Origin of the sequence: Undibacter mobilis (genome assembly GCF_003367195.1) — a bacterium.
In the GTDB taxonomy this organism is placed as follows: domain Bacteria; phylum Pseudomonadota; class Alphaproteobacteria; order Rhizobiales; family Xanthobacteraceae; genus Pseudolabrys; species Pseudolabrys mobilis.
This window is the reverse complement of record NZ_QRGO01000001.1, coordinates 2,568,415-2,582,026: the sequence shown is the minus strand read 5'-3', so window position 1 is coordinate 2,582,026 and position 13,612 is coordinate 2,568,415. Positions and strand designations below refer to the sequence as shown.

Here is a 13,612-nt window from a genome sequence, read left to right as displayed (position 1 = left end):
CGAAAAAGTCGGGCCGACGCCCCAGATCAGATTGCCGGGATGCGAGGCGACAGCGCAAACATGGGGACGATGTCACCCGTACCGAAGGCCGGCGGGTCGGTTGGCGAAAGCCGGCTTTGCCCGTTCGGCGGTACGGTCCCTGCGGGAAGTTGGTGTCGTTCGCAAAGGGAACGCTGATCGATTCGGCGAGGAGATATTGCACCAGCTTCGCCAGATCGTGAACGGAGAGCTGTTGCTTTTCTTGTGCGGCTGCTTGCACAACGAAAATCACCGCACCGAAGACTGCCCCCACTGCGTGGCCTTGATACATGTGCTGACATAGTCGGACAGCGACCAAGAATCCTTGGGCATATTCATGGCACCAATCGCCGGTACAGCCTCAGGCAAAGGTCGGGAATCGTCCGCCGGCGAACAACGACGGCTGTAGGCGAGACCAGTTGGACGCGAACTGGAAGGCGTCCAGATCAGTGAAGCTCTGGCCAATCGCCTGCATGCCCGCAGGCATCCGCTCCTCGACGACACCAAGCGGCACATCGACGACGGGATAGCGGTTCAACAGGTTCCAGTGCCACGTCAGAACCAATCCCAGGCCGGTGCCCGTCCACACATCAATCTTGTTCTCCTTGCTCTTGAACATGTCGGCGCCGACAAGCGGAGTCGCCACGGTCGGCATGAGCAGGATACGGTAGCCTTTCCCGAACACCCGCTGCTGGACCTGCCGGTGCAGCCGTTCCGTTAACGCTTCGGCTTCTTCCGCCTGACGCGGCCCGACCGGACCGGCCTGGTCGAGGATGTCCGTCATGTAGGGCGAGAGCTGATCTCGGTGGGCATTGGCAGTGTCGATCAAAGTGCCCATGGACGTCGACATCAGTCCACGCACGAAGACGAGCTTGTCCGCCTTCGAGAAGCCGCAGTCGACTTCGTCTACGACACAGCCGGCGGCACGCAGTGTCTTGATGCCTTGCAGCATGGCCGCCTTGACCGACGGAATGGTATCCGCAATGCCGGCACCCCAATCGACAGCAATGCGCCACCCCCGAAGAGGCCGGTAGCGCGAAGGATAGTTGAGACGAGGCCGGATGGCGGCCATGACCTTCTCGGAAGGGCCGACGATCGCATTCTGAAGATGGACGAGATCGTCAAAGTGGCGTGCGAGCGGGCCCGCGGTCGACATGGGAACTTCGCCGCTGGCGACGCGTCCGAACGGCGGCCTGAAGCCGTAGAGACCACATTGCGAGGCAGGAATTCGGATAGAGCCGCCCATGTCGGATCCGGTGGCGAGCGTCGCGAAGCCAGCGGCCAGCGCCGCACCCGATCCCGCAGACGACCCACCCGGAGAATATTCGAGATTCCATGGATTGCGGGTCGTGCCCCAAGCACGGGTCGACGCGCCGAGGAACAGGTAGAACTCCGGCACGGTCGTCTGAAACGGCATGATCGCTCCGGCCGCTTCGAGCGAATCGATGATCGCCGCATTTTCCGTTGCGGGCGGCGCGTCCTTGAAGATGAGCGAGCCCTGGGTCGTCCGCCAGCCCGGCCGGTCGAATTCGTCTTTTATGGCGACCGTAATCCCTTCGAGCGGCCTCGCGGTGCCACGCCGATAACGCTCCTCCGACTGCTTGGCTTCCTTCAGCGCCTGGTCGAAGTGAGTGTACGTAATGCAATTGACCTTCGGGTTTAAGGCCTCGATGCGCCTGATCTGCGCTTTCAACACATCGACTGGCGAAACCTTTCGCGCCCGAAACATGGCCTTCAGTTCATCGACCGAGGCGTAGCAGAGCGCTTCATCGGGTGCGGCCTGTGCCGTCGCGGAACCTGCCGCCGACGCAATGAGCGTCGTGCCGGCGCCTTGGATGAATTGTCGCCTGTTCATCGCTGTAACCTCGTCGCCTTGGGTAGGAAGCGGGTAGTGGGCAGGATGTGGGTAAGACCGGTGCTGACTCGTTCGTTATTCATGGACGAGCTTCAGAGTAACAACGCCAGCAAGAATGAGGCCGACGCCGAGAAAGCGGCCGACGGTCGCGGTATCGCCGTAAAACACGATGCCGTACAGAAAGGCCCCGGCTGCTCCAATCCCCGTCCAAACCGCATAGGACGTGCCCATTGGAATCTCGCGCTGCGCCAGCCAGAGCAGCAAGCCGCTTCCCAACATGAAGACGAGTGCAAGCAGGACGCCGAGCACGCGCGAACCTTCCGTTTGCGCGATTTTCAGGCCGACCGGCCAACCAATCTCCAGGAGCCCCGCGAAAGTCAGATATAACCAGGCCAATCTCGCCTCCACATCACTGCATTGTTCGGAGAACCAGGCGTCTTCTCAAAGCCACAAGCAAGACGGTCGCTCTTCGAGGCATTGAGGTGCTCACATAGAAACGGCCGCAACCGCGGCGCGCGCCTGCAGCAACCCGCGACGGCACCGTTTCGCGACCGATGATAAATTTGCGGCTGGAGTGAAAACGCTACAAAAATACGTCCAACGGCTTGAGATGCTCATAGCCATCCACCGATGTTGTCCGCATGCGAGCGAACACGAAGCTCGCATCATTCGGCGATGGCTAGAAATTCAGGAGAAGTACGTATGCGGCCCGTACTATAAATACCGGCAACAAAAAACTAACTGCATCGCCCTATCCCGACCGCGACCGGGTCCAGCGCAAGGATGGCGCTTACCGAGACGTCGCCGAAAGCTGAGACAGCGCGAGCCGTCGATCAGGCATCGATGACTAGCCGAGCCGAACGGGCGCAGCCGACGCAGACCATCATGCAGGCGTTGAGCGCTTTGGAGGCCGCAGTTGTTAATTCATCGATGAGGAAGCCAACGTTCCGGCCCTCTGCCGAACGCGAGGCGACGGCCTGAGCGTCACTGAAAGCAAAACGACGCGGCGCGGCTGGTTTGGCCGCACCGCGCCGGGTCTGTCGCCTTCGCTCGCCGGCTCAAACCGACGCAAGAAGCTTAAGCCTGCGCCGCCACCGGAACGCCGGCGTCCTTGAACGCCTGCTGCAACTCGCCGGCCTGGAACATCTCACGCACGATATCGCAGCCGCCGATGAACTCGCCCTTGATGTAGAGCTGCGGAATGGTCGGCCAGTTCGAATAGGCCTTGATGCCATCGCGCAGGTCCAGCGACTCCAGAACATTGAGGCCTTTATAGGCAACACCGAGGTGGTCGAGGATCTGCACCACCTGACCGGAGAACCCGCACTGCGGGAACTGCGGGGTGCCCTTCATGAAAAGCACCACGTCGTTGGACTTCACTTCGTTGTCGATGAACTGCTCGATGCCCATGGCAGCGGAATCCTTGTGTATCCAGTTGTCCGGCGCAGTTGTGGTCAATCGCCAACCGCCGTTCCGGTGAGGTCGATATATGTAGCCCAGTTCGTACCGCCACCCCAAGGGGGTGGGCGAAAACGGAACGAAATGATTGTTAATTCGGGCTTTTTGGAAGATTTGGACCGGCCGGCGACACGCTACCGCTTAGGGCGTACCGGTCTGCAGGGCCAGTGCGTGCAACACCCCGCCCATATTGCCCTTGAGCGCATTGTAGACCAGTTGATGCTGCTGGACCCGGGTCTTGCCGGCAAAGGACGGGGCCAGCACGGTGGCTGAATAGTGGTTGCCGTCGCCGGCCAGGTCCCGGATTGTCACCTGCGCGTCCGGAATCCCTTCCCTGATCAGCCGCTCGATTTCACCCGCATCCATTGCCATTGTCGTGCTCCACGAGCGTTTCCCGGCGAAGGAAAGCCCGTTCGCCGTCCGGAAACGCAACAAAATGAATTGCCGTCAGACTACGCGACACGCGCGCCTCGGGCAGCCCTTGTCCGGCTGTTTGCACGCAAAAAATGTCGAACTCGCGTCGCTGCCGGCCGCTGATATACTCGCACAAATTGTCGCGGGGGCTGAGCGATGACGATCACCGAAAAAGGCAAGAAACGGCGCGTGTGGGGTTCGGCGGTTCTGGCAGCGCTTACAGCGCTGGCACTCAGCCAAGGGGCAGTGGCCCAGGTCACGCCCGACCAGCAGGCCGCCATCAGGTCGTCCTGCCGCTCCGACTTCATGTCGAAGTGCTCGGGGGTCAAACCGGGCGGCGCCGAAGCGCTGCAGTGCCTGCAGAAGAACGTCGCTTCGCTGTCGTCTTCTTGCCAGTCCGCCGTGAGCGCCACTCTGCCGAAGCCCGCTCCTGCAGCCGCGGCAGCACCGCCGTCCCCACCTCAACCGGCCATCGCCGCGCCCGCAGCACCGCCGCCGGCACCTACAGCGGCACCCGCCATCGTGACCGCCAAGCCGCCGGCAGCGGCCATGCCGGCTGCAAAGCCTGCGGCAATTCCCGCCGCCCGGGCTGCCACCCCACCGGCCCCGGCAAAGCCCGTTGCGCCGCCACAGCAGGCCGCCATGCCGCCAGCTCCCGTTGCCGATGCTCCGCCCCCGCCGACCGCGGCGCAGATGAACGCCATCAAGAACACCTGTCGGGGTGACTTCTCCCGCAACTGCAAAGGCGTCCCGCTTGGCGGCGCTGACGCCATAGCCTGCCTGCAACGCAATGCCACCAAACTATCGCCGAACTGCAAGACGGCGGTGGCGGATGTCGCGGACAGCGGACCCACGGCACCCACGGCACCGGTTACACAGCGGCCGAACGCGCCGGTGGTGATGACCGCGGTGATCGGCCGCGCCTGCCTGCGCGATCTGGTGCGGCGCTGCCGCGACACCGGCGTCGGCGACGGTCAGAAGATCGCCTGCCTGCAGGCCAACGAGGACAAATTGGCGCCGCTCTGCAAGGCGGCGCTCAAGGGCACCGCGCCGATCCGCTGACGCCGGATGGCCGCTCAGGCGGCCATCGCTTCCTCATCCGCGTCCCACGCGGCGGCACCACCCGATGCCTCGTCGAGCTGCACCAGCGTGCGGTTGATCTGCTCGAGGCCGGCCGCCTGCTCGTTGTTGGCCACCGCGATGCCGGACACGATGCCCGCCACCTTGCGGATCTGCTCGACGATCTCGGACAGCGACGAGCCGGCGCTGTTGACCAGCCCGACGCCCTGCTTGACGCGGTCCGACGACGACACGATGAGCTGCTTGATGTCCTTGGCGGCCTGCGACGAGCGCTGCGCCAGGCTGCGCACCTCGGTGGCGACCACGGCGAAACCGCGGCCCGCCTCGCCAGCGCGCGCCGCTTCCACCGCGGCGTTGAGCGCCAGGAGATTGGTCTGGCGCGCGATCTCGTCGATCACCGAGATGATATCGGAAATCTTGTTCGAGGATTCCTCGATGCGCGACATGGCCTCGATCGCCTGCGCGACAATCTGGCCGCTGCGGTCGGCGACATCGCAGGTTGAGGTGGCGACGCGGTCGGCCTCGGCGGCCTCGCCGGCATTCTTCTTCACCGTGGATGAAATTTCATCCATGGCGCGAACCCGCTCCTGAACGGCGCGCGAGCGATCTTCGGCAGCGACGGCGGCTTGCTCGCCGCGCCGGCGGCGCTGGGCATCGACCCGCTCGCGCAAGGCGGCGGCCTCGGCTTCCGCCGCCTGCTTGGCGCGCGTCGCCTCGCCGAGCAGGGTCACCGCCTCGTGCATTTCCTCGATCTGGCTGAGATGTTTGGCGTCGATCGTGCGACCCGATGCTTCCATCGCCATGGCCACGAGATCGCGGCAGATGATGCCAACCGGCGCAAAGATACGCCGCACCAGGAAGAACATCGCGGCGCCGGCAAGAACGATCACGACAAGACCGCCAATGAGGCTCGTCCACATCAGTTGTTCCAGCACCGTAAAGAACTCGGCCTTCTTGACGCCGACATAGGCAATGCCGAGCACCTCGTTGCCGCTGACGATCGGCTGATAAACCGTGAGATAGTTTTCGCCAAGAATATTGGCTTCGCCGCGATAGGTCTGGCGCTTGTTGAACACCGTGTCATAGGCCGGACCTTGCGCCAGCTTGGTGCCGACCGCGCGCGAGCCGTCGGGCTTGGCGACATTGGTGGCAACGCGCAGGTCGCCCATGAACACCGTAGCGGTGCCACCGGCAATCGACTTGACGCGATCGACCGCCTCGAAATTGTTGTTGATCAGCGTATTGCCGAAATAGAGCTTGTCGCCATCGCGGCGCGCCGGGCCATAGGCCGTCAGCGCGCTGTCGAGCAGCTTGATGTTGATGTCGAGCGCGGTCTGCGCGCGCCGATACATCTCACCGCTGGTGATGGACATCGAGGTCCACAGCGAAATACCGACCGCAATCGCCATGGTCAGAATGGCCATCAGCGTCAGGCGGGATGTCAAATTCATACGGCTGAGCAAACGAAAGGTGCGGCGGGGCGCCATGGCAGTTGCGGTCATGTTTGTTCCGGAGCGTCAAAACAGCGTTTCGGACAGGACCAACCGGGGTCCGGCGGAAAAAATATCGTTCGGCGCACGCAAAAAGGCGGCACCAGCATAAAAAACAAATTACCTGTCTCGCCCTGCGAAATCGTTGAGTGGGATGATAAACTAAATAAATATTATGCCGTTCAGCGGTCGCCATACCCGGCGGGCGCCCGAAGTTATTAATTTGACTTATGGGCCATCAGCCCTGACCGGCCATTGAACCCGGCAACCCGCCTTCGCTGCGTTCACGCCCGAATGGACAGTTATTCGGCGGGTCCTGCCACAGCGACCCAGCCGCGGAACGAAAAGCCGGCATAAAACAAGGATACCTCGGCGAACCCTGCTTCCGTCAGAACGGCCTCTTCCTCGCCGGCGGACAGAAGCGGCAGATGTTGAGCCATCGTCGCGGCGGATGCCGTCGTGGCGTCGACCTTAGCGCCGGCGGCAAAGGCCACCGATCGTGTCAGCCAGCGCTCGGGCGTGTCACCCTCCGGCGCGCTGTGATGCGCCACGACCAGCGGAGCGCCCGGCTTCAACCGCCGATGCAACGCCCGCAGAACCTGCACACGCTCCGGCCGGCGCAGAAAGTGGAGCGTCAGCAGACAGGTCGCACCATCGAATGGACCTGGCGGTGCGTCGTCCGCATAGCCGGGCACCAGTTCGACCTGGTGCATCAGAGTTCCAACCGTGCGCCTTGCCAGGTCGAGCATGGGGCCTGACGGATCGACGCCCACAAACATCCAGTTCGGCCGGGCCGCGGCGAATGTCTTCAGTTCAAGTCCACCACCAGCGCCGAGAACGAGAATGCGCGCGGCGTCCGGCGCACGCTCCGACAGCAGCACCAACGTCATCAGATGCAGATCGGCGAAGCCCGGCACCCGTCGCGGCGTGCCCTCGGCATAACCGGCGACGACGGCGGGATCCGTGAAAGGCGTCGTCAAATCCACAATGTTCATCCGAACACGAGCGCGCGATGAACGGCCGTGCCAGCCGTCACGCCATCAGCCACCGCCCAACTGACGCTATGGGGCACTCTTGCGATATCGCCGGCCGCATAGACGCCGGTCACTGACGTCATCTTGTTGGCGTCGGTTTGGATGATGGTCCCCAGCGGCCCGTCGATCAGTTGAACTCCCAACTGTTCGGCAAGCGGACTGCAGAGATGGGATTCCGGCGCGACATAAAGCGCAGCAATCGGGTGAAAGCGGCCGTCCTTCAGCCTGACGGCCGACAATGCACTGCCCTCGCCTTCGAGGCGCTCGACGGGTTCTGGCTCAATGGCAATGCCACGACGCAACAGAACTTCGGTATCCTCAGGGCGCAGCGTGGCCCCGTTCAGAAACAATGTCGTCGGCCCCCATTCGGCGATCAGCCGCGCCTGATGGACCGACATCTCGGTGCGGTACAGAACGCCGAGCGGGCGATCGCTGAATTCGAAACCGTGGCAATAAGGGCAATGAAGCACCGTCTTGCCCCAGCGTTCCGCGAGGCCGGGAATGACGGGCAGCGCATCGCGAAGCCCGAAGGCGAGAATCAAGGTGCGGGCTTCGATCGTGTCACCGCTCGCCAGCCGCACAGCAAAGCCGTCGTCATGGGTCTGGACCTCGCTCGCCTCGGCGTTCCTGACACGAACGGTCGGATAAGCGGACAGTTGCTCGCGCGCGGTTGTGAGAATCGTCGTGGGGCTCTGGCCATCCTGGCCAAGGAAGCCATGCGAGGCGGTCGCGAAGCGGTTACGGGGCTTGCCGGTATCGAGGACGTCAACGCTGCGTCGGGCGCGTCCAAGATAGGTCGCCGCTGCCAGACCGGCAAAGCCGCCACCGACGATGATCGTGTCACTCGGCATGGATTGTCTCCAACGCAAAATCAGCACCACGCTCGGCGAAACGCCTGTCGAAACTCGCGCTCAGCTGCGCCAGCGTCACTTCGCTGAAACGGCGCAGCAACAAGGCTTCGGCTTCGGCAAAGGCGCTGCCCAGCGCCTCGTTGACCGCCTGTTCGACCAGACAGCCCGGCGCATCGTTGCGGTTGGACATCGCCAGAACGTCCGGCTTTCCGAGCGCCAGATAGATGTCGTGCAAGGTGATGCGCGCCGGATCGCGGGCGATGGTCCAGCCGCCGCCATGACCTTTCTCGGAATGAACCAGCCTCGCATCGCGCAGGCCTGCCATGGTGCGTCGGACCACGGCCGGATTGGTGGCCATGGCGCGCGCCAGCGCCTCGGACGTCAGCGGTTCCGACTGCCGCGCCATATGCAAAAGGATATGCAGAACGCCTGATAATCGACTGTCGCGTTTCATGTAACTTCAAATGGTACATGATCGGCCGAACGTCAAGGTCCGCCGCGAAACGCTCGATATTTCAAGGTGTTCTAGTCGCGGCCGGCCATGTAGCCGGGCAGCCAGCCTTCGGAGCGCTCGTTGAGGTCGGCGACCGCCAGTGCGCGCTGGCCCTCGACCGCAATCTTGTCACCGCCGGTCGTGCCGATGCGTGACACGAGCACACTGGCTTTGCGCGCCCGCACCATGACAAGTTCGACGGCCTGCGCCGGCACCGTCACGATGTAACGCGCCTGATCTTCGCCGAACCAGTAAGCATGAGCCGGAACGTCGTCGGGTGCGGCGTCGAGCTTGGCGCCGATGCCGGACGCCATCGCCATCTCGGCCAGCGCAACCAGCAACCCGCCATCGGACAGATCGTGCGCGGCGGTGGCCGCGCCATCGATAATAAGCGAGCGCACGAATTCGCCGTTCTCGCGTTCCTCGATCAGATCGACCGGCGGCGGCGCCCCCTCTTCGCGGGCGCAAATTTCGCGCAGCCAGATCGACTGGCCGAGCCAGCCGGTGGTTTCGCCAACGACGAGGATCGCCTCGCCTTCTTTCTTGAAGGCCAGCGACGCGCTCTTCTTGAAATCGGCGATGACGCCGACACCGCCGATCGACGGCGTCGGCAGGATCGCCTTGCCGTTGGTCTCGTTGTAGAGCGACACATTGCCGGACACGACCGGGAAATCGAGCGCCTTGCAGGCTTCGGCAATGCCGCGCACGCAGCCAACGAACTGGCCCATGATCTCGGGCCGCTCCGGGTTGCCGAAATTGAGATTGTCGGTGATGGCAAGCGGCGTCGCGCCAACGGCGGTCAGATTGCGCCAGCATTCGGCGACGGCCTGCTTGCCGCCTTCGAACGGATTGGCCTCGCAGTAACGCGGAGTCACATCGGTGGTCAGTGCGAGACCCTTGGGCCCGTCGAGCACGCGCACCACAGCGGCATCGCCGCCCGGCCGCTGCACGGTGTTGCCGCCGATGATGTGGTCGTATTGCTCCCACACCCAGCGCTTCGAACAGAGATCGGGCGTGGCGACGAGCCGTTCCAGTGCATCGGCAATGCTGCCGGGCGGTTCGATGGCGCCGGCGTCGATGGCGGCGGGCTTCTCCAGGCTGACGAAGGGCCGCTTGTATTCCGGCGCGCTGTCGCCGAGTTCCTTGATCGGCAGATCGGCCATCACCTGGCCGTGGTGCTTCACAATGAACCGCATCGTCGGCGTGGTTTCACCGACCACGGCGAAGTCGAGACCCCATTTGCGGAAGATGGCTTCCGCTTCCTTTTCCTTGTCGGGCTTGAGCACCATGAGCATGCGCTCCTGGCTCTCCGACAGCATCATCTCATAGGCCGTCATGCCCTCTTCACGGCACGGCACCTTGTCGAGGTCGAGCGTGACGCCGAGATTGCCCTTGGCGCCCATTTCGGTCGCGGACGATGTCAGACCCGCCGCGCCCATGTCCTGGATGGCGATGACGCAGTCCTTGGCCATGATTTCGAGGCAGGCTTCGAGCAGCAGCTTCTCCGAGAAGGGATCGCCAACCTGGACGGTCGGGCGCTTCTCTTCGCTGTTGTCATCGAACTCGGCCGACGCCATCGACGCGCCGTGAATGCCATCGCGGCCGGTCTTGGAGCCGAGATAAACGATCGGCATGCCCACGCCCGACGCCGCGGCGTAGAAAATCTTGTCCTTCTCGGCGAGGCCGACGGCCATGGCGTTGACGAGGATGTTGCCGTCATAGCGCTTGTGGAAGCGGACAGAGCCCGCGACCGTCGGTACACCGAACGAGTTGCCATAGCCGCCGATGCCGGCGACGACGCCGGACACGAGATGACGCGTCTTGGGATGTTCCGGCGCACCAAAGCTCAAGGCATTAAGGCAGGCGATCGGCCGCGCGCCCATCGTGAACACGTCGCGCAGAATGCCGCCGACGCCGGTCGCCGCGCCCTGATAGGGCTCGATGTAGCTCGGATGGTTGTGGCTCTCCATCTTGAAGACGCAGGCGAGCCCGTCGCCAATGTCGATGACGCCGGCGTTCTCGCCCGGGCCCTGGATTACCCACGGCGCCTTGGTCGGCAGCCCGCGCAGGTGAACCTTCGAGGACTTGTACGAGCAGTGCTCGTTCCACATCGCCGAGAAGATGCCGAGTTCGGTCAAGGTCGGCTCGCGGCCGATCAGATCCAGGATGCGCTGGTACTCGTCCGGCTTGAGGCCGTGTTCGGCAACGAGTTCAGGCGTGATTTTAACGTCGTTGGCGAGCATGGGATTCCTGGGAACGGCGGCCGGATTTTTGCCTAGCACGGACACCCCGGGACTTAGACACCCTAATGCGAGGCTTCCAGAGGAAATTCGGGGCGCGTTGCGCACCACGGCGTCCCGGAGGTCGAAAAGTCGTGTGGTGGGCGGGAAATGGTCGAAAAATCGGGTGGCGGACGACCGCAGGCGCGGCCTCAGGCCGCCCTTTTGAGCACTTCGGCGAGCCCGGCGAACAGGCCGCGGCCATCGGTCGAGCCGATTTCGGCTTCGACGTGGTTTTCCGGGTGCGGCATCATGCCGAGTACATTGCCGCCGTCGTTGACGATGCCGGCAATGGCGTTGATGGCGCCGTTGTGATTCCAGTTCGGGTCGATCATGCCGTCCGGCCCCGAGTAGCGGAAAATCACCCGTCCCTCGCCTTCCAGCCGCGCGATGGTCTCACCGTCGGCGATGTAATTGCCCTCGCCATGGGCGACCGGCACGCGGACCACCTGCCCGGCATTGTATCCGCGCGTGAACGGCGTGTCGGAGCGCTCGACTTTCAGAAACACGTCGCGGCAGATGAAGCGCAGGTTCTCGTTGCGCATCAGTACACCCGGCAGCAGGCCGGATTCGCACAGGATCTGGAAACCGTTGCAGACGCCCAGCACCAGCCCGCCTTTGGCGGCGAATTGGCGCACCGCGTCCATGATCGGGGAGCGCGCGGCAATGGCGCCGCAGCGCAGGTAATCGCCATAGGAGAAGCCACCCGGCACGACCACAAGGTCGGTGCCCGCCGGCAGCTCGTGCTCGGTGTGCCAGACCATTGCGGGCTGCTGGCCCGAGACGAGCCTGAGCGTGCGCGCCATGTCGCGCTCGCGATTGATACCCGGGAAGACGAGGACGGCGGATTTCATCGAGGCTCTCCCGTTCCTACCCGAGAACCTCGACGTGGTAGTTCTCGATCACCGTGTTCGCCAAGAGCTTGTCGGCCGCCTGCTTGAGCAGCGCCTCGGCCTTGGCGCGGTCGCTGCCGTCCAGCTCGATGTCGAACACCTTGCCCTGGCGTACCGAGGCGACGCCGTCGACACCGAGCGAGCGCAGCGCGCCCTCGATGGCCTTGCCTTGCGGATCGAGAACGCCGGATTTCAGGGTGACGGTGACGCGAGCTTTCATGGGTGTCGGACTGCCTAGAGAATCACTTGTCCCGGACGCAGCGCAGCACGAAAGTGATGCGCTGCAGAGCCGGGACCGTCAAGAACACGTGACGCAACGATCCCGGATCAGCGGTGCATCGCTGGCGCGCTGCACCGCTGATCCGGGATAGGACGTCAGCCTTTCACCAGCACCGGGCCGGTGCCCTGCGGGCGCTCGCCCTCGGCGACGATGCCGAGGCGCTTGGCGACCTCGGTATAGGCCTCGACCAGCCCGCCCATGTCGCGGCGGAAACGGTCCTTGTCCATCTTGTCGTTGGTCTTGATATCCCACAGCCGGCACGAATCCGGCGAGATTTCATCGGCAACGACGATGCGCATCACGTCGTTTTCCCAAAGCCGGCCGGTCTCCATCTTGAAATCGACGAGACGGATGCCGACGCCGAGGAACAGCCCGGACAGGAAATCGTTGACGCGAATGGCCAGCGCCATGATGTCGTCGATCTCCTGAGGGCTGGCCCAGCCGAACGCGGTGATGTGCTCTTCCGACACCATCGGGTCGTTGAGCTTGTCGTTCTTGTAATAGAACTCGATGATCGAGCGCGGCAGCTGCGTGCCTTCGTCGATGCCGAGGCGGGTCGACAGCGAGCCGGCAGCGACGTTGCGCACCACCACCTCGAGCGGAATGATCTCGACCTCGCGAATCAACTGCTCGCGCATGTTGAGCCGGCGGATGAAATGCGTCGGCACGCCGATATCGTTGAGGTGCTGGAAGACGTACTCGGAAATGCGGTTGTTGAGCACGCCCTTGCCTTCGATCACCTCGTGTTTCTTGGCGTTGAAAGCGGTCGCGTCATCCTTGAAATGCTGAATCAGCGTCCCTGGCTCCGGGCCCTCATAGAGGACCTTCGCCTTGCCTTCGTAGATGCGGCGGCGTCGGCTCATCGGGATGTACCGTGGTTTGTGAATGTCCATGGGGTGCCGTGGTTCCTTGTTGAAGCGCTTAAAGACCCTCGGCTGTGGTTCTTTTCGATCCAGCGCAAACTCATGTGGGCATGCGCTAAAACGTCTCGGCCACCGGGTCAACCTAGCCCAACGCCCCGGGCAGCACAATCGACGGGACAGGGCGTTTTCCACCTCGCAATTTTGCCGTAATAGGAGGCTGGTAGGTTGCCTTGACCCCGGTCGGGCGATATGCAAACGCGGTAATATCCTGTCAATCATGAGGGCGGCATGACCACTTTCGACAAGCGCGAAGAAGGTTTTGAGAAGAAGTTCGCGCATGACGAGGAATTGCAATTCAAGGCGATGGCCCGGCGCAACAAGCTGCTCGGCCTGTGGGCTGCGGAGTTGCTCGGCAAATCGGGCGACGACGCCAACGCCTACGCCAAGGAAGTCGTGCTGGCGGATTTCGAGGAAGCCGGCGACAACGACGTTTTGAAGAAAGTCGTCAAGGACCTGGAAGCCAAAGGCGTCACCGAGCAGCAGGTGCGTGCGAAGATGAACGAGCTGCTCGCCACCGCCGTCGCCCAGATCCAGGCCGGTTGAG

The 13,612-nt window shown here is 63.3% G+C and carries 14 protein-coding genes; 2 read left to right on the top strand and 12 right to left on the bottom strand.

What is annotated here, in order from left to right:
- Positions 1–379: 379 nt before the first annotated feature.
- The 4 genes from DXH78_RS12160 to DXH78_RS12140 form a co-directional block, all read right to left on the bottom strand.
- Complete coding sequence (locus tag DXH78_RS12160) at positions 380–1,873, bottom strand: amidase (RefSeq protein ID WP_115517282.1); 1,494 nt, start codon at positions 1,871–1,873, stop codon at positions 380–382.
- A gap of 75 nt (positions 1,874–1,948) precedes the next feature.
- The gene (locus DXH78_RS12155; protein ID WP_115517281.1) at positions 1,949–2,269 is read right to left on the bottom strand and encodes a DMT family transporter; all 321 of its coding nucleotides are present in this window, start codon (positions 2,267–2,269) and stop codon (positions 1,949–1,951) included.
- Positions 2,270–2,950: 681 nt separating this feature from the next.
- The gene (grxD, locus tag DXH78_RS12145; protein WP_115517279.1) at positions 2,951–3,283 is read right to left on the bottom strand and encodes a Grx4 family monothiol glutaredoxin; all 333 of its coding nucleotides are present in this window, start codon (positions 3,281–3,283) and stop codon (positions 2,951–2,953) included.
- A gap of 189 nt (positions 3,284–3,472) precedes the next feature.
- A complete protein-coding gene (locus DXH78_RS12140; RefSeq protein WP_115517278.1) occupies positions 3,473–3,703 on the bottom strand; it encodes a BolA family protein in 231 nt (76 codons plus the stop codon).
- Positions 3,704–3,901: 198 nt separating this feature from the next.
- Here DXH78_RS12140 and DXH78_RS19900 point away from each other — a divergent pair, with 198 nt between their 5' ends.
- The gene (locus DXH78_RS19900) at positions 3,902–4,807 is read left to right on the top strand and encodes a cysteine rich repeat-containing protein (RefSeq protein ID WP_115517277.1); all 906 of its coding nucleotides are present in this window, start codon (positions 3,902–3,904) and stop codon (positions 4,805–4,807) included.
- Positions 4,808–4,821: 14 nt separating this feature from the next.
- On the opposite strand, the gene DXH78_RS12130 is transcribed toward DXH78_RS19900, so the two are convergent.
- From DXH78_RS12130 to purC, 8 genes are all read right to left on the bottom strand, one after another.
- On the bottom strand, positions 4,822–6,276 hold the full coding sequence (locus tag DXH78_RS12130) for a methyl-accepting chemotaxis protein (protein WP_168192789.1): 1,455 nt from the start codon (positions 6,274–6,276) through the stop codon (positions 4,822–4,824).
- Positions 6,277–6,617: 341 nt separating this feature from the next.
- Complete coding sequence (locus DXH78_RS12125; RefSeq protein WP_115517275.1) at positions 6,618–7,310, bottom strand: class I SAM-dependent methyltransferase; 693 nt, start codon at positions 7,308–7,310, stop codon at positions 6,618–6,620.
- Complete coding sequence (locus tag DXH78_RS12120) at positions 7,307–8,200, bottom strand: NAD(P)/FAD-dependent oxidoreductase (RefSeq protein ID WP_115517274.1); 894 nt, start codon at positions 8,198–8,200, stop codon at positions 7,307–7,309. Before DXH78_RS12120 ends, DXH78_RS12125 begins: the two co-directional genes overlap by 4 nt.
- Positions 8,190–8,654 (bottom strand): Rrf2 family transcriptional regulator, encoded by a 465-nt coding sequence (locus DXH78_RS12115; protein WP_115517273.1) that lies wholly within the window; start codon positions 8,652–8,654, stop codon positions 8,190–8,192. Before DXH78_RS12115 ends, DXH78_RS12120 begins: the two co-directional genes overlap by 11 nt.
- Positions 8,655–8,725: 71 nt before the next feature.
- Positions 8,726–10,936, bottom strand: coding sequence for a phosphoribosylformylglycinamidine synthase subunit PurL (purL, locus tag DXH78_RS12110; RefSeq protein ID WP_115517272.1), 2,211 nt, complete (start codon positions 10,934–10,936; stop codon positions 8,726–8,728).
- A 188-nt stretch (positions 10,937–11,124) separates the two neighbouring features.
- The gene (gene purQ, locus DXH78_RS12105; protein ID WP_115517271.1) at positions 11,125–11,826 is read right to left on the bottom strand and encodes a phosphoribosylformylglycinamidine synthase subunit PurQ; all 702 of its coding nucleotides are present in this window, start codon (positions 11,824–11,826) and stop codon (positions 11,125–11,127) included.
- Between the two features lie 16 nt (positions 11,827–11,842).
- Entirely contained in the window at positions 11,843–12,085 is a 243-nt protein-coding gene (gene purS / locus DXH78_RS12100; RefSeq protein WP_115517270.1) for a phosphoribosylformylglycinamidine synthase subunit PurS, read from the bottom strand.
- Positions 12,086–12,240: 155 nt separating this feature from the next.
- Positions 12,241–13,038, bottom strand: coding sequence for a phosphoribosylaminoimidazolesuccinocarboxamide synthase (purC, locus tag DXH78_RS12095; protein WP_115517269.1), 798 nt, complete (start codon positions 13,036–13,038; stop codon positions 12,241–12,243).
- Positions 13,039–13,296: 258 nt separating this feature from the next.
- On the opposite strand from purC, the gene DXH78_RS12090 reads away from it, so the two are divergent.
- Positions 13,297–13,611: a DUF1476 domain-containing protein gene (locus DXH78_RS12090; RefSeq protein WP_115517268.1), complete on the top strand. Its 315-nt coding sequence runs from the start codon at positions 13,297–13,299 to the stop codon at positions 13,609–13,611.
- The last annotated feature ends 1 nt before the right edge of the window (position 13,612 follow it).